17 protein-coding genes, 2 tRNA genes and 1 rRNA gene are annotated in these 22009 nt (G+C 58.5%); 5 read left to right on the top strand and 15 right to left on the bottom strand.

The annotated features are described in order from the left end of the window. Positions 1-32 precede the first annotated feature (32 nt). The 15 genes from MHH62_RS25120 to MHH62_RS25190 form a co-directional block, all read right to left on the bottom strand. Positions 33-1064, bottom strand: a complete 1032-nt coding sequence (locus MHH62_RS25120; RefSeq protein ID WP_003187399.1) for a DUF5924 family protein — start codon at positions 1062-1064, stop codon at positions 33-35. Between the two features lie 68 nt (positions 1065-1132). Further along, on the bottom strand, positions 1133-2515 hold the full coding sequence (locus tag MHH62_RS25125; RefSeq protein ID WP_198832891.1) for a pitrilysin family protein: 1383 nt from the start codon (positions 2513-2515) through the stop codon (positions 1133-1135). Positions 2516-2573: 58 nt separating this feature from the next. Further along, entirely contained in the window at positions 2574-4232 is a 1659-nt protein-coding gene (locus MHH62_RS25130) for a Na/Pi cotransporter family protein (protein WP_198832890.1), read from the bottom strand. A 272-nt stretch (positions 4233-4504) separates the two neighbouring features. Beyond that, the gene (locus tag MHH62_RS25135; RefSeq protein ID WP_014716354.1) at positions 4505-5272 is read right to left on the bottom strand and encodes a TerC family protein; all 768 of its coding nucleotides are present in this window, start codon (positions 5270-5272) and stop codon (positions 4505-4507) included. Between the two features lie 67 nt (positions 5273-5339). Further along, a complete protein-coding gene (locus MHH62_RS25140; RefSeq protein ID WP_003187405.1) occupies positions 5340-6647 on the bottom strand; it encodes a CitMHS family transporter in 1308 nt (435 codons plus the stop codon). Positions 6648-7017: 370 nt separating this feature from the next. Continuing rightward, positions 7018-8979 carry a DUF4105 domain-containing protein gene (locus tag MHH62_RS25145; RefSeq protein WP_019816933.1) on the bottom strand — a complete coding sequence of 654 codons (1962 nt, stop codon included), beginning with the start codon at positions 8977-8979 and terminating at the stop codon, positions 7018-7020. After that, entirely contained in the window at positions 8976-9296 is a 321-nt protein-coding gene (locus MHH62_RS25150) for a DUF2388 domain-containing protein (protein WP_003187408.1), read from the bottom strand. Before MHH62_RS25150 ends, MHH62_RS25145 begins: the two co-directional genes overlap by 4 nt. 39 nt (positions 9297-9335) lie before the next feature. Next, complete coding sequence (locus MHH62_RS25155; RefSeq protein WP_014716356.1) at positions 9336-9644, bottom strand: DUF2388 domain-containing protein; 309 nt, start codon at positions 9642-9644, stop codon at positions 9336-9338. Positions 9645-9750: 106 nt separating this feature from the next. Continuing rightward, on the bottom strand, positions 9751-10071 hold the full coding sequence (locus MHH62_RS25160) for a DUF2388 domain-containing protein (RefSeq protein WP_020301396.1): 321 nt from the start codon (positions 10069-10071) through the stop codon (positions 9751-9753). Positions 10072-10401: 330 nt separating this feature from the next. Continuing rightward, positions 10402-10617, bottom strand: coding sequence for a DUF1127 domain-containing protein (locus MHH62_RS25165; protein WP_003187413.1), 216 nt, complete (start codon positions 10615-10617; stop codon positions 10402-10404). Between the two features lie 318 nt (positions 10618-10935). Beyond that, positions 10936-12429 carry an acetyl-CoA hydrolase/transferase family protein gene (locus MHH62_RS25170; RefSeq protein ID WP_020301395.1) on the bottom strand — a complete coding sequence of 498 codons (1494 nt, stop codon included), beginning with the start codon at positions 12427-12429 and terminating at the stop codon, positions 10936-10938. 236 nt (positions 12430-12665) lie between these two features. Further along, a complete protein-coding gene (locus MHH62_RS25175) occupies positions 12666-14102 on the bottom strand; it encodes an NAD(P)(+) transhydrogenase (Re/Si-specific) subunit beta (protein WP_014716357.1) in 1437 nt (478 codons plus the stop codon). Continuing rightward, complete coding sequence (locus tag MHH62_RS25180) at positions 14102-14422, bottom strand: NAD(P) transhydrogenase subunit alpha (RefSeq protein ID WP_003187417.1); 321 nt, start codon at positions 14420-14422, stop codon at positions 14102-14104. The genes MHH62_RS25175 and MHH62_RS25180 overlap by 1 nt, the downstream gene beginning before the upstream one ends. A 15-nt stretch (positions 14423-14437) precedes the next feature. Next, the gene (locus MHH62_RS25185) at positions 14438-15559 is read right to left on the bottom strand and encodes a Re/Si-specific NAD(P)(+) transhydrogenase subunit alpha (protein ID WP_003187419.1); all 1122 of its coding nucleotides are present in this window, start codon (positions 15557-15559) and stop codon (positions 14438-14440) included. A gap of 452 nt (positions 15560-16011) precedes the next feature. Then, on the bottom strand, positions 16012-16911 hold the full coding sequence (locus MHH62_RS25190) for a LysR family transcriptional regulator (RefSeq protein ID WP_339232091.1): 900 nt from the start codon (positions 16909-16911) through the stop codon (positions 16012-16014). A gap of 157 nt (positions 16912-17068) precedes the next feature. Between MHH62_RS25190 and MHH62_RS25195 the strand changes: the two genes are divergently transcribed. The 5 genes from MHH62_RS25195 to MHH62_RS25215 all read left to right on the top strand — a co-directional run bounded on the left by MHH62_RS25195 (position 17069) and on the right by MHH62_RS25215 (position 21876). After that, complete coding sequence (locus tag MHH62_RS25195) at positions 17069-18250, top strand: acyl-CoA dehydrogenase (RefSeq protein WP_003187423.1); 1182 nt, start codon at positions 17069-17071, stop codon at positions 18248-18250. Between the two features lie 13 nt (positions 18251-18263). Then, positions 18264-19484 carry a CaiB/BaiF CoA-transferase family protein gene (locus MHH62_RS25200; protein WP_014716358.1) on the top strand — a complete coding sequence of 407 codons (1221 nt, stop codon included), beginning with the start codon at positions 18264-18266 and terminating at the stop codon, positions 19482-19484. Between the two features lie 568 nt (positions 19485-20052). Next, positions 20053-21589 (top strand): 16S ribosomal RNA (locus MHH62_RS25205). A gap of 124 nt (positions 21590-21713) precedes the next feature. After that, positions 21714-21790: transfer RNA gene (locus tag MHH62_RS25210), tRNA-Ile, on the top strand. Between the two features lie 10 nt (positions 21791-21800). Beyond that, positions 21801-21876, top strand: a tRNA-Ala gene (locus MHH62_RS25215). Positions 21877-22009: the final 133 nt, after the last annotated feature.

Here is a 22009-nt window from a genome sequence, read left to right on the forward strand (position 1 = left end):
TCCACAATTGCTACGTAATAGCACGATCCGGCTTACTTTGGGTTGTCCGCTTGTGCTGTGTCTATCACCTTGAAGCGCAGAACGCCGATGACTTGCCCGTCTTCGGTGAGCACCTGCACCTGCCAGCGCCCTACGGCGTCACCGGGGAAGTTCTGCTTGTGGGTCCAGGCGCGATAGCCTTCCTTGCGCCCACCATGGATGTCCAGGGCAATGCGGTCGACTTCCTGGCCGTTGAATTTCCACACATGGTAAATCCGCTCATCCAGCCCGCGTGGTGCGTTGATGGCGGTGTACGCATACAGCCCACCGCTGCGCAATTGGGCGGCGGTGACTTGCTTGAGGTCGTCGCCCGGCGTGCGGTCTTGCAGTTGGGTGCTGATGGCGACTTCGGTCATCCACAGGGTGGCGGGCGGTACCCAGCTGCGCAGGAACCAGCCGGCGCAGCCGATGGCGGCCGTTACCCCCAGCAGCATCGCCCAGCCCTTGAGGCTACGCAGCGGCAGGCTGACGGCCAGGCTCGGGATCGACAGGACCATGGCCACGCCCAACGCCAGTTTGTAACTCTGGGCGGTGGTCAGGTGCATGATGATCGGCAGCGCGGTCAGCAACGCGGCGAATAGGGTCAGGGTGTGCAGGGCCAGGAATAGCGAGCGTTTGGGCGCCAGCCATTTGTAATACAGCGGGTCGATGATCGACACCAGCGCCGCTGCGCCGAGCAGGCCAGTGAACAACGATTGGCCGCTGTTCCAGGCGGTGGTGACGAAAAAGAAGGGCAGGACGAAAAACAGACTTTCCTGGTGGATCATCTGGGTGGCGTAGCGCAGCAGCGGTTCAGGGATCTCGCGATTGAAGACTTTGGTGAACAGTTGCGTAAAGCTGTTCTCCAGCATCAGCCACAACCAGCTCACCAGCATGATCACCGCGATCCAGCTGGCCATGCCCTGCTGGCGGTCTACCAGGATGAAGCTGCCCACCCCCGAGATGAAACCGCCGAGTGCAATCACCCCTGGGTAGCGCTTGATCAGTTCTATAACGCGCTGGATGAGGGGCGGCAAGTTCGGCATGGGCGGTTCACTGGTTGTGGGAAAAATCTCAGACAGAATAACGCCTTGGCCCGATATTCTGTGCCTCATTACTCAACAGGTTTGCGATAAAGCCTCAGGCCGATCAAACCAAGGATGATCAGGCCCAGTACGCCCGCACCGATCCAGGTCAAGGCGTCATAACTCAACAGCGGTTTTTCGATGCGCCAGTAGCCCGGCTGCTGGAACGCTTCGCGCATGGCCTGGTTGGTTTGCGCCAGGCTCACGGCCTTGATGCGTTTGACCGGGTCGCTGAAACGTCCATTGGAGTAGTCGCCGGCCGCACTCCAGTAATAGTCGGCCAGTGCGCTGTTGCCCTGCACTGCCCAGGCTTGGCGGGCAATGGCGGCTTGTTGCAGGCGTGTGAATACTGTTGGGTCGAGGCCATCCTTGAGCAGTTGGGCCTTGAGGTCTTGCAAGACCTGCTCGGCTTCAGGGAGGTTTTCTCGCTCAAGGTCGGCATTCAGGCTGAGGAACCCAACGCCGCCGAGCACTTCGCGTTCTACCCACGGGCCGTAGGACAAACCGTGCTTGAGGCGCAGTTGCCGGTACAGCGCCCAGTCGAGGTAGTCCTTGAGCAGGTTGTAGGTTTCATCATGCTGGTCGTCCAGCACAGGCTCTGGGAACAGCCAGTGCAGCTTGGCGCCATCGCCCACCCAGCCGCGGATCAGGTCGCGGTGGCTGGCGGCGGTATGCTGGATTTCCGGGAGGGGGCGATGTTCGCTCGGCTCCACTGGGTCGAGTTGACCATAGGTGCGTTCCAGGTAGGCGGGCAGCAGTTTGTCGAGATCGCCGACGACGATCAGGGTCATGTTGTTCGGCGCGTACCATGCTTTGCGCAGCTTCTCCAACGAGTCGCGGGTGAGGTGGCTGACCTCGGCGCGTTCGGCGCACTTGAGGCCCAACTCCACGGCCAATTGGTTACTGGCGCTGTGACCGAGGTCTTGGCGATCCAGCAGGCGTTGCAAGTGTGAATAATGGCCGCCGTCTTCGCGCTCCACCACCTGTTTGGCGGCGTTGATATGAGCGTCGGTCAGTTGCGTGCGCGTGAGGATTGCCAGCAGCAGGTCCAGTACTTTGCGTTGGTTCTGCGCGGGCGCCTCGATCACGAAGGTAGTGTCGGCGTTGCTGGTGTAGGCGTTCCACTCGCCGCCCAGGGCTTGCATGCGGTCTTCGAGGTCGCCTTCGCCGCCGCCATCGATGCCGCTGAACAGCAAGTGCTCGAACAAGTGCGGCAGTTCTTTTTCTTCGCAACCGAAGTCGTCCAGGCCCACCCCAACCACCAGGCGAATAGCCACGTGCCCACGCTCGGTACCCGGTTTGAGCAGCAGTTGCAGGCCGTTGGGCAAGGTGTAGCCCTCGACTTGCAGGCGGTCAAAGGCAAAGGTGTGTACCGAGCCCAAGAGCAGGCAGGCGAGTAACAGGCGACGCATAACAAGCTTCCTGGCGAATGAGGTCCATTGTTAACTGACTTCGCTCGCGGGCGTACGTTCAGGGTGAATGGGTGATGTCGGCAATACTTTCGGCGGAGAGCGCGCCAGTGTCGGACGTTTCCAACACTACATAAGCACTGCTGCAAAACAACGAGTTCAAGCGTTTCATGTCGGCAATCAGTTCCAGATGCAGGGAGCTGGTTTCCAGGCTCTGCACGATCTTGCGCTGCAAGCGGCTGACATGGGCGTGGGCCAGGCGGCGTTCCTGGGCACGGAAGCGGCGCTTTTCTCGCAGTAATTGACGGGCGCTTTCCGGGTCGCCGCTGAGAAACACCGACAGGCCCAGGCGCAGGTTGGCGATCAACTGGCTGTGCAGGCCACTGAGTTCCTCCAGGCCCACTTCGGAAAATTGCCGGCGTTGCGAGGTCTTCTGTTGCTGGACCTTGCGCAGCATGCGTTCGATCAGGTCACCGGCCAATTTCAAGTTGATCGACAGCTCGATGATCTCGGCCCAGCGGCGGTTGTCCTGTTCACTCAGGTCTTCACGAGGCATTTGCGCCAGGTAGAGTTTGATCGCGCTGTAGAGCGCTTCGACGTCATCGCTCAGGCTGCGCATTTCTTGGGTAACGGCGGTTTGGTTGCCGCGCAGCACTTCCTGCATCGAAGTGAGCATATTGTCGATCAAGTCACCCAGGCGCAGGGTTTCGCGGGCGGCGTTCGCCAGGGCCAGGCTTGGGGTATTCAATGAGGCCAGGTCCAGATGGCGTGGCTTGGCCTTGCCGTTGGTTTCGGGGCGTTCCGGCAGCAGCCATTCGCACAGGCGTGCCATGGGCCCGATGGTGGGCAACAGGATCAGGCAACGGCTGACGTTGTAGAGCAGGTGGAAGGTGATGACCATGCCCTGAACGCTGTAGTCCAGGCCGTCCATCCAGCCCACGAGCGGGTCAAGCACCGGAATGATCAGCAACAGACCGATCAATTTGTACAACAGGCTGCCCAGGGCCACTTGGCGACCGGCAGTGTTTTGCATGCTGGTACTGAGAAACGCCAGCACCCCGCTGCCGATGTTGGCGCCGATTACCAGGCCGATGGCCACGTGCAAGCCGATCACGCCGGCACCGGCCAGGGTGGCCGTGAGCAGCACCGCAGCGAGGCTGGAGTAGGAAACCATGGCGAACAGCGCGCCCACCAGGGCGTCCAGCAAGATATCGCCGGTCAGCGAAGCGAAGATGACTTTCACGCCCTGGGCATGGGTAATGGGCCCGGCGGCTTCGACGATCAATTGCAGCGCGAGGATGATCAGGCCCAGGCCGATCCCCACCCGGCCCAACTGTCCTGCCCGCGTCTGCTTGCGCGACAGGAAGAAAATCACCCCGAGGAAGATCAGCAGCGGCGACAGCCAGGACAAATCGAACGTCAGCACCCGCGCCATCAAGGCCGTACCGACGTCGGCGCCAAGCATGGTGGCCAAGGCCGGCGTGAGGCTCATCAGCCCTTGGCCGACGAACGAAGTCACCAGCATCGCGGTGGCGTTACTGCTTTGCACCATGGCCGTCACCAGGATACCGGCGACAAATGCCAGCCAGCGCTTGGACATGTTCTGCCCGATGACTTGGCGCAAATTGGAACCGTAGACCCGCAGGATGCCGGTTCGGACGATATGCGTGCCCCAGATAAGCAGGGTCACGGCGGAAAGCAGATTGAGCAAGGTCAGCATGCTCGGCCCCCCGTGTGGGTGCGCTCCAGCAGGAGCGAAGGAAAGTTACCGCGTGCCGCTCTACGTCTTGTACCTAAGCTGTAGTTGGCGAATGGGCTCTGCGCCAGCATCGCATAGCTAAACTTGGGATTGAAACAAAACTGTCATGAAGATCGTTCCCCACGCTCGGCGTGGGAACGCATCCTGTGACGCTCTGCGTCACTTTGCGGACGCGGAGCGTCCGAGAGGGCATTCCCACGCGGAGCGTGGGAACGATCACTCGCGGGTCAAGTTTACTGACCCGGAATGTCCTTGCGCAGTTTCACTGGGTCCTGCTGTTTCTTCTTTTTCGCGATGGCGGTACGCATCTTGATGTTCACCGCTTCCACCGCCAGCGAGAACGCCATGGCGAAGTAGACGTAGCCTTTTGGCACGTGTACGTCGAAGGATTCAGCGATCAGTACGGTACCCACGACCAGCAGGAACGACAGCGCCAGCATTTTCAGCGACGGGTGCTTGTCGATGAACTCGCTGATGGTGCCGGCAGCCAGCATCATCACCAATACCGCAACGACGATGGCGGCAACCATCACCGGCACGTGGGAAACCATGCCGACGGCGGTAATCACCGAGTCCAGGGAGAACACGATGTCGATGATGGCGATCTGGATAATGGTGTAGATGAACTTGCCACCGGCGCCTTTGGGCTCGTCGTGGGTTTCATCTTCACCTTCCAGCGCGTGGTACATCTCCTGGGAGCTTTTCCACAGCAGGAACAGGCCACCGAAGAACAGGATCAGGTCACGACCGGAGATGCCTTGGCCAAACACGACGAACAGGTCGGCGGTCAGTTGCATGACCCAGGTGATCGACAGCAGCAACAGGATGCGCGTGACCATGGCCAGTGCCAGGCCGAAGATCCGGGTGCGCGCCTGCATATGCTTGGGCATGCGGCTGACCAGGATCGAAATCATGATGATGTTATCGATGCCCAGGACGATCTCGAGAGCCGTCAGGGTGAAGAAGGCAATCCAGATTTCCGGATTGGTCAGCCATTCCATGTGTATTCCTTTGAGCAAGTGTTAACCGCGCAAGCTGTAGCGCCGCGCGGTGAGTGAGTCGGTACGATTATAGAGTGCTGAACAGCGGAAAAATCCCCATCAGCAGTGCGGCGAACATTATGCACAGGCACACCAGCACTGCCCACTTGAGCGTGAAGCGCTGGTGATCGCCGAATTCGATACCCGCCAGGGCAACCAGCAAGTACGTCGAGGGTACCAGTGGGCTGAGCAAATGCACGGGCTGCCCGACGATCGACGCCCGCGCCATTTCCACCGCGGTGATGCCGTAATGGCTGGCAGCTTCGGCCAGTACCGGCAGTACGCCGTAGTAGAACGCATCGTTGGACATGAAGAAGGTGAACGGCATGCTCACCAGCGCGGTGATCACCGCCAGGTAAGGGCCCATGGCTTCGGGGATGACTGCCAACAGGCTCTTGGACATGGCGTCGACCATGCCGGTGCCCGACAGGATGCCTGTGAAAATACCGGCGGCGAAGATCAAGCCCACCACCGCCAATACGCTACCGGCGTGAGCCGCGACGCGGTCTTTCTGCTGCTGCAGGCACGGGTAGTTGACGATCATGGCGATACTGAACGCCACCATGAACAGCACCGGCAGCGGCAACAGGCCGGCAATCAGGGTGCACATCAACGCCAGGGTCAGGGCGCCGTTGAACCAGATCAATTTCGGACGGCGGGCGTCGGGGAATTGCGACACGCTGATTTCGCTGTGGTCGATCTCGTCGCCCTGCAGGTGCAATTCACCCAGGCGCGCACGTTCGCGCTTGCCGTACATGTAGGCAATCACCAGGATCGCCACGACACCGGCGGCCATGGCCGGGATCATCGGTACGAAGATGTCCGACGGGTCTACATGCAGCGCACTGGCGGCGCGCGCCGTCGGGCCGCCCCAGGGGGTCATGTTCATCACGCCACCGGCGAGAATGATCAGGCCGGCCATGATCCTTGGGCTCATGCCGATGCGCTGGTACAGCGGCAGCATGGCCGCGACGCAGATCATGTAGGTGGTAGCCCCGTCACCGTCCAGAGATACCACCAGGGCCAGTACGGCGGTGCCGACCGACACCTTGAGCGGGTCGCCCTTGACCATCTTGAGGATCTTGCGCACGGCCGGGTCGAACAGGCCGGAGTCGATCATCAAGGCAAAATAGAGGATGGCGAACATCAGCATCACGCCGGTCGGCGCAAGCTTGGTGATGCCTTCGAGCATCATCGGGCCGATCTTCGGTGCGAAACCGCCGAACAGCGCGAACAGGATCGGCACGATGATCAAGGCGATCAGCGCGGACAGGCGCTTGGTCATGATCAGGAACATGAACGTGATGACCATGGCAAAGCCAAGGAAAGTCAGCATAGGAATACTCCAGGCGTAGCGCGGCTAGGGAATGGCGGACCGAGTGGCGGTCAGCGCAGAACGAAAGGCACGAGGCGTACGGGTGGAGTCGGAGCGAACAGGCGGGTACGAGCGGACATCGGGAATCACCATTGTTGTTGTTAACAGCCGGTCTGTTGCCGGCAGTGAGGGCGATCCTAGACGGGGAAGCTTTCAGCCAGCTTTCGCTGAGAAAACAGCTGACACGCGGCCTTGGGGTTTATGCAGATAAAAACTGTGGGAGCTGGCTTGCCTGCGATGGCGGTGTATCAGCCAACATCTCTTATGGCTGTGACACCGCCATCGCAGGCAAGCCAGCTCCCACATTTGGATAGTGGTCGCTGCCAGACTATCAGGGTAGTTCCAGGCCGCCGGCGGCTTTGTGCAAGGCCCGCAAATGCTCACCCACCTGCTTGAGGTTGGCTTCACACGCGGCGATCTCGGCGGCGCGGGAAGGATCGAGCAGCGCCCTCACCTCCTTATCCAGCTCGCCGGTCAACGACTGCAACTGTTTCTGGCGTTCGGCGCTTTCTGATTCAAGGCGCTTGGCTTCCGAAGGTTGCGGCAGGCCATAACCCCCACTGTCCAGCAACTCGGCCGGGCGACTCAGGAAGCCGCTGTTGGCGAGAATTTGCTGCAGCGTGTTGTTGGCTTTCTCCATGCCGCCGTATTTCAGCTCGCGGGCATTGAGGTAGCGTTGTTTGACCTCATCCTGGGCGAGCATCAGTTGTTTGCGATAGCTGGCCTGCTCCAGCAGCAACAGCGCGGCGCTGGTGCGCAGGTCGGCCTGGCTGAACCATTGGCGACGCGCTTGCGCATCCAGGGACAACCAGTCTTCGACCTGGGTCTGCTTGATCGGCAGTTGCTTGCGCAGCACATCGAACATGGCCTGGTAGCGCTCGCGGAACGAGTCGAAGTGATACCCCAGCCGCAGTGCCTCGCGCTTGTCATTCAATACGCTGGTATCGGCCAGGCCGCGGGCGCTGAGCACTTCCAGCAAACCGTTGGGGGTGATGTTGTCCAGGCCGGTCAATTGCGGGTTGGCGCTGCCGCTGCGCAACAGTTTCAGGCTTTCGACCGCACAATTGTTGGAGATAAAGAAGTAGTTGCCGTCATAGCTCCAGTGCATCTGCGCCGCATGTTCGACGGTGTCGTTGATTTCCTGACGGCTGAGCTTCAGCGGCACCGACGCCAGGCCACGCAGTTCGGTCTTGGTGTATTCATCAATGACCTGGGCCAACGGCAGTACGAACAGCCGCGACGGGTATTTACCCACCAGGCCATCCCAGCTCGACAGCTGGACGTCACCGACGAAGGCGCGGTAGGACAGCACCAGATGCCGGTCCAGGTCCAGCCGGCAATCCGGGCCACGCGGGCGGCCCGGCGCACAAATCACCAGGCGCAACATGCTATGGCCCCAACGGCTCACCAGGTTCTGGTTGGCTTCGGCCAGCAGATAGTCGATTTCATACACGCGCTCCGGATCGATCTGGCCCAGGGGCGTCTTGGCGAAATCGTTGCCCGCGTTCAGGAAGGCATAGGTACTGGCGCAGGTGTCCTGTTCAGGCGGGGCCCAGCCGAAGTGATCCTTGTAATAACGGAACAGCGCGGGGCGGCGACAGGCGTAGCTGGGGTCCAGGAGGAAATACTCCATGTTGACCGCCACGAACTCCAGCGGGCTGGTGGTTTCGTAGATGTCCGGGCTGCGCACCACCTGATGGTTGTGCTGCTCACGCTCTCCGCGCCGACCCACATACTGTGGCCAGCCGGCAAGATCCAACAGGCGTGGGTCGTCACTGAGGGTAAAGCGGCGGTCGTTCTGGCCACGGCACTGGTCGGGCAAGCCGATCAAGCCGGTAATGTTGTTCTGACGGCTGCAGCGCTGGATCAGCGTGCGCTCGTCCTGGGACCACAGGCGCGCACGGTCATAGATGTGGGTCAGTTCATGCAGCACGGTGGCGAGCATTTCCCGGCGCACAGTACCGTGGGGGCGATTGGTTTTCTGGGTGGCGGCGCTGCCGTCAGTCAGGCTGGCGAGCAGGTTCTGGTTGAGGTCCAACTCGGACACCAGGGACGCCTGGCCGTAGGCGTTGTCAGGCATCTTGTCGGTCCAGCCGACATCAATACGTCGGTCCAATTGCTCGACAAAGCGCGGCGGCAAGGAGCGCAGCGCTTCATCCAGCAATGCCTGGCTGGCCTGCTGTTCGGCCGGGCTCAAGCCTTCGGTCTTGAGCCGCAGTTGCAGGCCGGCCTGGGCCGTACTCGCGCACAGCAGCACAGCCCCGGCCAGGAGCCAGGTTTTGAGGCGCCTCACAGAGCGAGGATAGCTTCTGCGAGGGTCTGGTCGCTGGCATCACGGGCTTCTGGCACGCGGGTGCGAAGGGTATCGAACGCTGCTTCCAGCTGGGCGCCACGGATCTCGCCATTGGTGGCGACGAAACTGGCGGCGTCATCGTGGGCTTCGCGCACGATCTTGGAGTCGCGGATGGAGGTGGTGGTGTCCGAGGTGAAATCAATGGTGCGCGCCGAGGCACGCACGACGATGTTGCTGGTGGCCTTCAAGGTTTGCGCCTGGGCGACATCGGCCAAAAACAGCAGGCCGAGGGCGGCGACGATCAGCGGGCTACGCATGGGGTGACTCCAATGACAAAGATAGAAATACAACGATGATTATTGGACGAGAATTGCTTGCGCCAGTTCAAGGTCGCTTGCATGAAGTTTTGGCTGGGTGCGGCGCAGATAGTCCAGCGCGGACTCCAGGCGTGCGCCCCGCCATTGGCCGTCAGTGGCAATGAAAGCGGCAGCATCATCCCGAGCGGCCAGGACCAACTTATTGTCGAACGGCGCAGAGGTCACTTTGCTGGTGGCATACACGCTGACAACCGTGCTCTGGGTGGACACATCCAACGCTGAAGCCATGGGTGACCAGCAGGCGCAAAACAGTACAGGAACAATCAATAAACGGTATGAAAAAGCCATGGGACTCGACAACTGAAAGCGAGCGCCAAGGCTAGCGCAACCGCCGGGCGAGAGCCAGCGCCGAGCCATCCGGGAGCGGCAGGCGCTCCCGTCTGGTTGCCGTGGGTCAGATAGCCAGGATGGCCTGTGCCAGCTGCGTATCGGTAGCGGTATTCAACTGCGGCGCTTGTTGGCGGATCTGGGCCAGGGCGCTTTCCAGTTTCACGCCACGGATGGCGCCTTGGCTGGCGACAAAGCTGGCGGCGTCGTCACGGGCCGCTTGTACGACCTTGTTGTCGCGCAGGGATGAGGTGGCATCAGACGTGGCATCGGAGGTTGCCTTCAGAGCGCCGACGATCGAGTCAGTCGTCATGATCAGGCTGCTCGCGTTGGCATTGGCAGCCAGAGTCAGCACAGCGGCAGTGCACAGCAGGCGAAGACGGGACATGGGGTAACTCCTGTAGACGAATAATAAGGTGGCGCGAAACGGCCACAATGAAACGGACTGGGACTGTCGAGCATCAGACGCACGCTCTACAGGGTTCGCCACGTGGTGAACCGATATTAGGCGTGTGCAGGACTATTCGGAAGCCTGTAATTAAACTGTACCTGTCATATTTTATAAATTTAAAACTGTATCTGTGTGCTTGAATCGAGCCAATCCAATGCGCTATCGCAGATACAACAAAGCCCGCCTCCGGTTACCCGGGGCGGGCTTTGCTTTGACAAATCAGGGTGCTGGCAGTGGACCCGTCAGGTCAGGGCCAGCGGGCGCCACTTAGCGCCAGAACGGCTTGCTCAGCTCTTCGTAGCGTTGAGCTTCGCTGATACCGGCGTCAGCCAGCAGACGCGAATCCAGGCGAGCCAACTGGTGGCGGCTGGAGATGCGGCGCTGCCACAACATCAGGTTGGCGAGAACGCGCAAAGGCAGGGAAGCCTGGGTGTTTACAGCTTTTTCTTCAAAGAACAGTTCGGAACTGAGTGTACGTTCCATGATGACATCCTTCCGCTTGTGGCGGGATTAGGTAGTGGTTTAACTGATGCCAATGATCCTCCTCCGAGGCAAGACTCTCTAGATACAGTTCACCTGTATTGTGAGAGGCCAGTTAACTGTTTAGCGAGGCTGTACGGTACGAAATTGGGGCAACTGTACCTGTGCGCACTTAAAAGGTGCGAAATCGGCATTTTTGAGTTGGTGTGTGGGATATTTCGGTAGGAAATGACCAGTACAGCAGTACAGTTTTTTCCATAAGTGCGGGTGGGTTCACCGAGCTGATGAAACTGTATTTGCATCAGCCCGGATCTGTATTCATCAAGCCTTGAGCATGTGCCCGGTTTCTTCCAGGTTAATGTGCCAACTCAGTGCTTCGCGCAAGATGTGCGGCGTATGCCCACCGAGGGCGCAGGCGGCATCGAAGTAAGTGTTGAGGGCATCGCGGTAGGCTGGGTGCACGCAGTTATCGATGATCACCCGAGCGCGCTCCCGTGGCGCCAGGCCCCGCAGGTCGGCAAGGCCTACTTCGGTGACGAGAATGTCCACGTCATGCTCGGTGTGGTCCACATGGCTGACCATCGGTACCACGCTGGAAATTGCGCCGCCCTTGGCAATGGACTTGGTGACGAAGATCGCCAGGTGCGCATTGCGGGCGAAATCCCCGGAGCCGCCGATGCCGTTCATCATCCGCGTGCCGCAGACGTGGGTGGAGTTGACGTTGCCGTAGATATCGAACTCCAGCGCGGTATTGATACCGATGATGCCCAGGCGCCGTACCACTTCAGGGTGGTTGGAAATTTCCTGCGGGCGCAGCACCAATTTGTCCTTGTAGTGCTCCAGGTTGCCGAACACATCGGCATTGCGTCGCTCCGACAAGGTAATCGAACTGCCGGAGGCAAAGCTCAGCTTGCCGGCGTCGATCAGGTCGAAGGTCGAATCCTGCAACACTTCCGAGTACATGGTCAGGTCTTCGAACGGCGACTCGATCAATCCGCACATCACCGCGTTGGCAATATTACCGATGCCGGCTTGCAGCGGGCCGAGCTTGTTGGTCATGCGCCCGGCATCGACTTCTTGCTTGAGGAAGTTGATCAGGTGATTGGCGATGCCTTGGGTGTCGCTGTCAGGCGGCGTTACCGTGGAGGCGGAGTCCGCCTGGTTGGTGATGACGATGGCGACGATTTTCTCGGGCGGGATCGGAATCGCGGTGCTGCCGATACGGTCGTCGACTTTCACCAGCGGGATCGGCGTGCGCGTCGGCCGGTAGGTCGGGATGTAGATGTCGTGCAGCCCTTCCAGGTTCGGGTTGTGCGCCAGGTTGATCTCGACGATCACCTGTTTGGCAAAGATCGCGAAGCTGGCCGAGTTGCCTACGGAAGTAGTGGGCACGATATGGCCCTGCTCAGTGATCGCGACGGCTTCGATCACGGCGATGTCGGGCAATTTGAGCTGATTGTTGCGCAGTTGCTCGACGGTTTCCGACAGGTGCTGGTCGATAAACATCACCTCGCCGGCATTGATCGCCTTGCGCAGAGTGCTGTCGACTTGAAAGGGCATGCGTCGTGACAGTACGCCGGCTTCGGTCAACTGCTTGTCCAGGTCATTGCCCAGGCTGGCGCCGGTCATCAGCGTGATTTTGAGTGGCGAAGTCTTGGCGCGTTCGGCCAGGGCGTGGGGGACGGCCTTGGCTTCACCGGCACGGGTGAAGCCGCTCATGCCGACGGTCATGCCGTCCTCGATCAGTGCAGCGGCGTCTGCCGCGCTCATGACCTTGTTCAACAACGAAGGCAAGCGGATACGATCACGGTACATGAATTGTTATCTCTGGCTACGGAAAGCAAGGTGGGCAGTGTAGTGATTTCAAAAAGTTTCGGCCCGCTACCATGGTCGAATGCCAGGTCGCGATTTAGAGCCTTTGGTCGGGTTTCATGTGTGTGCAAAGCGGAACGCAGAGCATCCCTGGATGCGTTCCCACGCGGAGCGGGGGAACCATAAAAAAACCCCAGCCTACGTGAGGCCAGGGTTTCAGGTATTGCGCTGGCGCAGTGTTATTCGACGGCCTTGACCATGTCTTCGATGACCTTCTTGGCATCACCGAACACCATCATGGTCTTGTCCAGGTAGAACAACTCGTTATCCAGGCCGGCGTAGCCGCTGGCCATCGAGCGCTTGTTGACGATGATGGTCTTGGCCTTGAACGCCTCGAGAATCGGCATGCCGGCGATGGGTGAGTTCGGGTCGTTCTTGGCGGCCGGGTTGACCACGTCGTTGGCGCCCAATACCAGCACCACGTCGGCCTGGCCGAACTCGGAGTTGATGTCTTCCATCTCGAACACCTGGTCGTAAGGCACTTCGGCCTCGGCCAGCAATACGTTCATGTGCCCCGGCATACGGCCCGCCACCGGGTGGATCGCGTACTTTACGGTGACGCCGTGGTGGGTCAGCTTCTCGGTCAGCTCCTTGAGCGCGTGTTGTGCCCGCGCGACCGCAAGGCCGTAGCCTGGGACGATAATCACGGTGTCGGCGTTGGTCAGCAGGAAGGTGGCGTCATCAGCGGAGCCGGACTTCACCGGGCGTGCTTCTTTGGAGCCCGCCGCAGCGCCAGCATCCGGCGCGTTGCCGAAACCGCCCAACAGCACATTAAAGAAGGAGCGGTTCATCGCCTTGCACATGATGTACGACAGGATCGCGCCGCTGGAGCCCACCAGGGAACCGGCGATGATCAGCATCGAGTTGTTCAGCGAGAAACCGATGCCCGCCGCTGCCCAGCCGGAATAGCTATTGAGCATCGACACCACCACGGGCATGTCGGCGCCGCCAATCGGGATGATGATCAGCACACCCAGCACGAAGGCCAGGGCCAGCATCAGTGCAAATGCGCTGAGATTGCCGGTGAACATGAACGCCAGGCCCAGGCCCAGGGTTGCGAGACCGAGCACCAGGTTCAGTTTGTGTTGGCCGCCGAACTGTACCGGTGCGCCCTGGAACAGGCGGAACTTGTACTTGCCCGACAGCTTGCCGAATGCGATCACCGAGCCGGAGAAGGTGATTGCACCGATAGCGGCACCGAGGAACAGTTCCAGGCGGTTACCGGCCGGTATCGAATCGCCCAAGTGCTTGACGATGCCCAGGGACTGCGGCTCGACCACGGCGGCAATGGCGATGAACACCGCTGCCAGGCCGATCATGCTGTGCATGAAGGCGACCAGCTCGGGCATCTTGGTCATTTCAACACGCTTGGCCATGATCGAGCCGGCGGTACCGCCAACCAATAGGCCAACGATGACGTAGCCGATACCGGCAGTCGCCAGTTCAGCCCCCAGCTTATAGATGAGGCCGACGGTAGTGAGTACCGCCAGCGCCATGCCGAGCATGCCGAACAGGTTGCCGCGCCGCGAAGTGGTCGGGTGCGAGAGGCCTTTGAGGGCCTGGATGAAACAGATCGACGCGATCAGGTAGAGCGTCGTCACGAGGTTCATGCTCATTACTTGGGCGCCTCTTCTTTTACTTTTGGGGCTTTCTTCTTGAACATTTCAAGCATTCTGCGGGTGACCAGAAAGCCACCGAAAACATTCACCGCCGCCAAGGCCACGGCCAGTGTGCCCATAGTCTTGCCCAACGGGGTGACGGTCAGCGCGGCAGCCAGCATGGCGCCGACGATGACAATCGCGGAAATGGCGTTGGTCACGGCCATCAGCGGCGTGTGCAATGCAGGTGTTACGTTCCAGACCACGTGATAACCGACATAAATCGCCAGCACAAAGATGATCAGGTTGTAGATACCGGGGGAGATAAGCTCTTCCATCGTCTGAATCCCTGCTTAGGCGTTTTTGCGGATGACTTGGCCGTCGCGGCACATCAGGCACGCGGCGACGATGTCGTCTTCGAGGTTGATTTCAAACTGCCCTTCCTTGGTGAAAACCAGCTTCAGGAAGTCCAGCAGGTTGCGCGCATACAAGGCCGACGCATCGGCGGCGACAGCGCCCGCCAGGTTGGTCGGGCCGCAGATGATCACGCCGTTTTCCACCACGACCTGGTCGGCCACCGTCAGCGGGCAGTTGCCACCTTGGGCTGCAGCGAGGTCGATGACCACCGAGCCGGGTTTCATCTGCGCCACGGTATCGGCGCTGAGCAGGGTCGGCGCCTTGCGGCCCGGGATGAGGGCGGTGGTGATGACGATATCGGCCTGTTTGGCGCGTTCGTGCACGGCCAGGGCCTGGCGTTGCATCCAACTGCTGGGCATCGGGCGCGCGTAGCCACCGACACCGACGGCGCATTCACGCTCTTCATCGGTTTCGTACGGTACGTCGACAAACTTGGCGCCCAGGGATTCGATCTGCTCCTTAACCGCCGGGCGTACGTCGGACGCTTCGATCACCGCGCCCAGGCGCTTGGCCGTGGCGATGGCTTGCAGGCCCGCCACACCGGCGCCGAGGATCAGTACGCGCGCGGCTTTTACGGTGCCGGCAGCAGTCATCAGCATCGGCATGAAACGCGGGTAGTGATGAGCGGCGAGCAACACGGCCTTGTAACCGGCGATGTTGGCTTGCGAAGACAGCACATCAAGGCTTTGAGCGCGTGAAGTGCGCGGCGCGGCTTCCAGGGCGAAGGCGGTGATGCCGCGCTCGGCAAGCTTGGCGATGGTTTCGTTGCTGAACGGGTTGAGCATGCCCACCAACACGGTGCCACTTTTGATCAGCGCAAGTTCGCTGTCGCTGGGGGCAACCACTTTGAGAATCAGCTCGGCGCCAAACGCGTCGTTGGCACTGCCAATGGTGGCGCCTGCCGTTTCATAGGCACTGTCGACGATGCTGGCATTGATGCCTGCGCCGCTTTGTACAGTGACCTTATGGCCCTGGCCGATCAGCTTCTTGATGGTTTCTGGGGTGGCAGCCACCCGCGTTTCACCGGTCTGGGTTTCGAGAGGAACACCAATGTGCACGTCAAATCTCCTGCATGATCTTTTTGCTTTTGATCTTTTTGTAAAAAGGCCAGTGCACCGCGAGTGGCGCAACTGGGGCGGCCGATCAGCACGATCCCGCTGAAATGACAGCGGGGCGCGGCATTTTGCAGGCGAACTTTACGGCCATCAAGGGATTATGACGGGTGACGAAAAATTAACTACAAGTCACCCTGTGACTGATTGTCGCAACAAGCTGAAATAACCTCTTTAAATACAGGTCATTAAAGGCGTTCAGGCGTTTTCGGTGCGTTTTTCCATTGCCAGTGTGAATAGTCGTGCATTGGCCGGTAAGAGTCGCTACGAGCCATGAAATACATGGCTTTTAGCCTTATTTTTGGCTGACAAGTGCAGTCTGTTTAAATGCGACATATACGTACATCTGTAGGTTATTAATTTATTTGACTACAAAGTCAGTAATTGCGCTTTGTCCTTCATTTACTTGGGTTGTAGCGTCTTGACTGGTCGACCAGCCAGTCCCTGAATGCATGCAGAGAGGCGGATTCGACCTTTCTGTCAGGAATCATCAGGTAATAAGCCTTTTCGCTGGTCAGTGCTTCGGTGCTCGCGATTACCAGTTGTTGCTCCTTCAGCTCCCGTTGTATGAGGAAGGGAGGAATCAGTGCGATGCCCATGTCATGCATGGCCGCTTGAGACAGCATCGAGAATAGCTCGTATCGAGGGCCTGTCATGTCGCGTGGGATGTTCAGCTGTTGGGCGTTGAACCATTGGCGCCAGGCATAGGGGCGCGTGGTCTGTTGCAGCAGCGGCAGCTCTGCGATCTGTTGAGGGGTGAAGTGCGTGCGGTCGCCGAGTAAGCGCGGGCTGCAGACCGGTACTGGGTTTTCGCCCATTAACCTGTGGGATTGCGTACCCGACCAATCGGCATCTCCGAAGTAGATCGCCGCATCGAACTCAGTATCGGCGAACAGGAAGGGGCGTGTGCGGTTCGTCAGGTTCACCGTGACTTCCGGGTGCTGATGTTGAAAGTCCTTCAGGCGGGGGATCAGCCACTGCGTGCCGAAGGTGGGCACCACCGCCAGTTCGATCACATTGGCGCCTTGCTGGCCCATTACCGACAAGGTGTCGCGCTCCACCGCGTCCAGCTGTGTTGCAACCCTACGGCTATAAGACAGCCCCGCCTCCGTCAGCTTCACGCCGCGGCGTGAGCGGCGAAACAGCTCGACACTCAAAAACTCCTCCAGGCTGGCGATCTGTCGGCAAATCGCGCCTTGGGTGATGGAAAGCTCCATTGCTGCCTTGGTGAAGCTCTCGTGGCGGGCTGCTGCCTCAAAGCTGATGAGTGCGGTCGTACTGGGGATTTTTCGGCGCATGTACATTGCCCTCACAGATAAAGCGCATTTATGGGCTTTTTGAGTGTTACGAAGTGAGAAATTAGCACAAGCCTATGCAAAAACCTCGTTTGCCCTCTGCGCTGACCGCGCCTAGTCTGGTTCCACGACTTCTGATTTTTTCCGCGAGGACTTATTCATGGCTGGCAAGGCAAGCTTCAACTGGATCGATCCACTGCTGCTGGATCAACAGCTCACCGAAGAAGAGCGCATGGTGCGTGACAGCGCCGAGCAATTTGCTCAGGACAAGCTGGCTCCCCGCGTGCTCGAAGCCTTTCGCCACGAAAAGACAGACCCTGCTATTTTCCGCGAGATGGGCGAGACCGGTTTGCTGGGGGCGATGATCCCTGAGCAGTACGGTGGCAGTGGCTTGAACTATGTCAGCTACGGTTTGATTGCTCGGGAGGTGGAGCGTGTCGACTCCGGCTATCGCTCGATGATGAGTGTGCAGTCTTCCCTCGTCATGGTGCCGATCAATGAGTTCGGTACCGAGGCGCAAAAACAGAAGTACTTGCCCAAACTGGCCTCTGGTGAATGGATCGGTTGCTTCGGGCTGACCGAGCCCAACCATGGTTCCGACCCAGGTGCGATGATTACTCGTGCACGCAAAGTGGATGGCGGCTACAGCCTGACCGGCGCAAAGATGTGGATCACCAACAGTCCGATTGCGGATGTGTTTGTGGTGTGGGGCAAAGATGATGCCGGGGACATCCGTGGCTTTGTCCTGGAAAAAGGCTGGAAAGGTCTGAGCGCTCCGGCTATCCACGGCAAGGTGGGGCTGCGGGCCTCCATCACCGGTGAAATCGTGATGGATAACGTATTTGTGCCCGAAGAAAATATCTTCCCGGATGTACGGGGTTTGAAAGGGCCGTTTACCTGCCTTAATTCGGCACGGTACGGGATTTCCTGGGGGGCGCTGGGGGCTGCTGAGTTCTGCTGGCATACCGCACGCCAGTACACACTTGATCGCCAGCAGTTTGGTCGCCCACTGGCTGCCACTCAGTTGATCCAGAAGAAGCTGGCAGACATGCAGACCGAGATTACCTTGGCCCTGCAAGGTTGCCTGCGCCTGGGTCGGATGAAGGATGAGGGGACGGCGGCGGTTGAGATCACTTCGATCATGAAGCGTAACTCGTGTGGCAAGTCATTGGATATCGCGCGCATGGCCCGGGACATGCTGGGCGGCAACGGTATCTCCGACGAATTCGGAGTGGCGCGCCACTTGGTCAACCTTGAGGTGGTCAACACCTATGAAGGGACCCATGACGTGCATGCCTTGATCCTGGGGCGCGCGCAAACCGGTCTTCAAGCGTTCTATTAATAGGAGCATGGGCATGGGCGCGCTTTCGCATCTGCGAGTGCTGGATTTGTCGCGAGTACTCGCGGGCCCCTGGTCCGGGCAGATTCTTGCAGACCTTGGGGCTGAGGTGATCAAGGTCGAAAGGCCGAGCAGCGGCGATGACACGCGCGCTTGGGGGCCGCCCTTCCTTAAGGATGCGGATGGCGAAAATACCAGTGAGGCGGCGTATTACCTGTCGGCCAACCGTAATAAAGAGTCGGTGACCATCGACTTTACGCGGCCGGAAGGCCAGAAGCTGGTGCGTGATCTGGCCGCCAAGTCGGACATCCTGATCGAAAACTTCAAGGTGGGCGGCCTTGCAGCGTATGGGCTGGACTATGAATCCCTCAAAGAGGTCAACCCGGAGCTGATTTACTGTTCCATCACGGGGTTTGGTCAGACGGGCCCCTATGCGATGCGTGCCGGCTACGATTTCATGATCCAGGGTCTGGGCGGGCTCATGAGCCTGACCGGGCGGCCTGAAGGGGATGAAGGTGCCGGGCCGGTAAAGGTTGGCGTAGCCTTGACCGACATCTTGACCGGACTTTATTCGACCGTCGCGATCCTGGCTGCGCTAGCTCATCGCGACCACGATGGTGGTGGGCAACATATCGACATGGCGTTGCTGGATGTGCAGGTGGCATGCCTGGCGAATCAGGCGATGAATTACCTGACAACCGGGGCGCCGCCCAAGCGCCTGGGGAATGCTCACCCTAATATCGTGCCTTATCAGGATTTTCCTACGGCCGATGGAGATTTCATCCTCACCGTAGGCAATGACGGGCAGTTCCGTAAATTCGCTGAAGTCGCTGGGCAACCGCAATGGGCGGATGACGTGCGTTTCGCCACCAATCGCGCACGGGTAGCTAATCGTGCGGAGCTGATTCCTTTGATTCGCCAGGCGACGGTCTTCAAGACGACCGCTGAGTGGGTGTCGCAGCTGGAGCAAGTGGGCGTGCCGTGTGGGCCCATCAATGATCTGGCGCAGGTGTTCTCCGATCCTCAGGTCCAGGCGCGGGGTTTGGCGATTGAGTTGCCTCACGCATTGGCGGGGACGGTGCCCCAGGTTGCGAGCCCGATACGCTTATCCAAGACGCCTGTGGAGTACCGGAGTGCGCCTCCTCTATTGGGGGAGCATACGCTTGAGGTGCTGCAGGGAGTTCTGGGGCTGGGAGCTGCTCATGTGGCTGCGTTGAAGGAGGCGGGTGTTATTTGAGTTTTCCCTTCTATATAGAGGCGCAGTGGAGGAGTTGGTTGTTTTTTAACCGAAGCTAACTTATTGATAGAAAAGCAAAATTAAGAGTTGACGGCGAATTATATCTGTCTATAATTCGCCCCACTTCCGGCGCAGTCGAAACGGAAAACTCCTTGGTAAACAATGAGTTACGCAGTTCTCGACAGCAAGTTGCTTCAGTTCATCGAAGCCAAAAGGAAGTTGAAAAAGAGGTGTTGACAGCAGCGTGTAACGCTGTAGAATTCGCCTCCCGCTTACGAGAGATCGCAAGCGCAAGTGGTTGAAGTTGTTGAAGAAATCTTCGAAAACTTCTGAAAATAACTACTTGACAGCAAATGAGGCTGCTGTAGAATGCGCGCCTCGGTTGAGACGAAAGATCTTAACCAACCGCTCTTTAACAACTGAATCAAGCAATTCGTGTGGGTGCTTGTGGAGTCAGACTGATAGTCAACAAGATTATCAGCATCACAAGTTACTCCGCGAGAAATCAAAGATGTAACCAACGATTGCTGAGCCAAGTTTAGGGTTTCTTAAAAACCCAAAGATGTTTGAACTGAAGAGTTTGATCATGGCTCAGATTGAACGCTGGCGGCAGGCCTAACACATGCAAGTCGAGCGGTAGAGAGAAGCTTGCTTCTCTTGAGAGCGGCGGACGGGTGAGTAATGCCTAGGAATCTGCCTGGTAGTGGGGGATAACGTTCGGAAACGGACGCTAATACCGCATACGTCCTACGGGAGAAAGCAGGGGACCTTCGGGCCTTGCGCTATCAGATGAGCCTAGGTCGGATTAGCTAGTTGGTGAGGTAATGGCTCACCAAGGCGACGATCCGTAACTGGTCTGAGAGGATGATCAGTCACACTGGAACTGAGACACGGTCCAGACTCCTACGGGAGGCAGCAGTGGGGAATATTGGACAATGGGCGAAAGCCTGATCCAGCCATGCCGCGTGTGTGAAGAAGGTCTTCGGATTGTAAAGCACTTTAAGTTGGGAGGAAGGGTTGTAGATTAATACTCTGCAATTTTGACGTTACCGACAGAATAAGCACCGGCTAACTCTGTGCCAGCAGCCGCGGTAATACAGAGGGTGCAAGCGTTAATCGGAATTACTGGGCGTAAAGCGCGCGTAGGTGGTTTGTTAAGTTGGATGTGAAATCCCCGGGCTCAACCTGGGAACTGCATTCAAAACTGACTGACTAGAGTATGGTAGAGGGTGGTGGAATTTCCTGTGTAGCGGTGAAATGCGTAGATATAGGAAGGAACACCAGTGGCGAAGGCGACCACCTGGACTAATACTGACACTGAGGTGCGAAAGCGTGGGGAGCAAACAGGATTAGATACCCTGGTAGTCCACGCCGTAAACGATGTCAACTAGCCGTTGGAAGCCTTGAGCTTTTAGTGGCGCAGCTAACGCATTAAGTTGACCGCCTGGGGAGTACGGCCGCAAGGTTAAAACTCAAATGAATTGACGGGGGCCCGCACAAGCGGTGGAGCATGTGGTTTAATTCGAAGCAACGCGAAGAACCTTACCAGGCCTTGACATCCAATGAACTTTCTAGAGATAGATTGGTGCCTTCGGGAACATTGAGACAGGTGCTGCATGGCTGTCGTCAGCTCGTGTCGTGAGATGTTGGGTTAAGTCCCGTAACGAGCGCAACCCTTGTCCTTAGTTACCAGCACGTTATGGTGGGCACTCTAAGGAGACTGCCGGTGACAAACCGGAGGAAGGTGGGGATGACGTCAAGTCATCATGGCCCTTACGGCCTGGGCTACACACGTGCTACAATGGTCGGTACAGAGGGTTGCCAAGCCGCGAGGTGGAGCTAATCCCATAAAACCGATCGTAGTCCGGATCGCAGTCTGCAACTCGACTGCGTGAAGTCGGAATCGCTAGTAATCGCGAATCAGAATGTCGCGGTGAATACGTTCCCGGGCCTTGTACACACCGCCCGTCACACCATGGGAGTGGGTTGCACCAGAAGTAGCTAGTCTAACCTTCGGGAGGACGGTTACCACGGTGTGATTCATGACTGGGGTGAAGTCGTAACAAGGTAGCCGTAGGGGAACCTGCGGCTGGATCACCTCCTTAATCGACGACATCAGCTGCTCCATAAGTTCCCACACGAATTGCTTGATTCATTGAAGAAGACGATAGAAGCAGCTTTAAGCTCCAAGCTGATAGCTCTTAGCTAATCAGTTACGCGCTCGAAATTGGGTCTGTAGCTCAGTTGGTTAGAGCGCACCCCTGATAAGGGTGAGGTCGGCAGTTCGAATCTGCCCAGACCCACCAATTTTGTTATGGGGCCATAGCTCAGCTGGGAGAGCGCCTGCCTTGCACGCAGGAGGTCAACGGTTCGATCCCGTTTGGCTCCACCATTAACTGCTTCTGCTGTTAGAGTTTAGAAATGAATATTCTGAAGCGAATATTGATTTCTAGTCTTTGATTAGATCGTTCTTTAAAAATTTGGGTATGTGATAGAAAGATAGACTGAACGTTACTTTCACTGGT

Origin of the sequence: Pseudomonas sp. FSL L8-0168 (genome assembly GCF_037976155.1) — a bacterium.
Lineage (GTDB): Bacteria > Pseudomonadota > Gammaproteobacteria > Pseudomonadales > Pseudomonadaceae > Aquipseudomonas > Aquipseudomonas paracarnis.

Coding starts and splice junctions, on each gene's coding strand:
- MHH62_RS25180 (WP_003187417.1), bottom strand. CDS start 14,422: ATGGAAGAGCTTATCTCCCCCGGTATCTACAACCTGATCATCTTTGTG.
- MHH62_RS25160 (WP_020301396.1), bottom strand. CDS start 10,071: ATGTCCCGTCTTCGCCTGCTGTGCACTGCCGCTGTGCTGACTCTGGCT.
- MHH62_RS25150 (WP_003187408.1), bottom strand. CDS start 9,296: ATGCGTAGCCCGCTGATCGTCGCCGCCCTCGGCCTGCTGTTTTTGGCC.
- MHH62_RS25195 (WP_003187423.1), top strand. CDS start 17,069: ATGGCTGGCAAGGCAAGCTTCAACTGGATCGATCCACTGCTGCTGGAT.
- MHH62_RS25200 (WP_014716358.1), top strand. CDS start 18,264: ATGGGCGCGCTTTCGCATCTGCGAGTGCTGGATTTGTCGCGAGTACTC.
- MHH62_RS25120 (WP_003187399.1), bottom strand. CDS start 1,064: ATGCCGAACTTGCCGCCCCTCATCCAGCGCGTTATAGAACTGATCAAG.
- MHH62_RS25155 (WP_014716356.1), bottom strand. CDS start 9,644: ATGGCTTTTTCATACCGTTTATTGATTGTTCCTGTACTGTTTTGCGCC.
- MHH62_RS25135 (WP_014716354.1), bottom strand. CDS start 5,272: ATGGAATGGCTGACCAATCCGGAAATCTGGATTGCCTTCTTCACCCTG.
- MHH62_RS25130 (WP_198832890.1), bottom strand. CDS start 4,232: ATGCTGACCTTGCTCAATCTGCTTTCCGCCGTGACCCTGCTTATCTGG.
- MHH62_RS25190 (WP_339232091.1), bottom strand. CDS start 16,911: ATGCGCCGAAAAATCCCCAGTACGACCGCACTCATCAGCTTTGAGGCA.
- MHH62_RS25125 (WP_198832891.1), bottom strand. CDS start 2,515: ATGCGTCGCCTGTTACTCGCCTGCCTGCTCTTGGGCTCGGTACACACC.
- MHH62_RS25140 (WP_003187405.1), bottom strand. CDS start 6,647: ATGCTGACTTTCCTTGGCTTTGCCATGGTCATCACGTTCATGTTCCTG.
- MHH62_RS25165 (WP_003187413.1), bottom strand. CDS start 10,617: ATGGAACGTACACTCAGTTCCGAACTGTTCTTTGAAGAAAAAGCTGTA.
- MHH62_RS25175 (WP_014716357.1), bottom strand. CDS start 14,102: ATGAGCATGAACCTCGTGACGACGCTCTACCTGATCGCGTCGATCTGT.
- MHH62_RS25170 (WP_020301395.1), bottom strand. CDS start 12,429: ATGTACCGTGATCGTATCCGCTTGCCTTCGTTGTTGAACAAGGTCATG.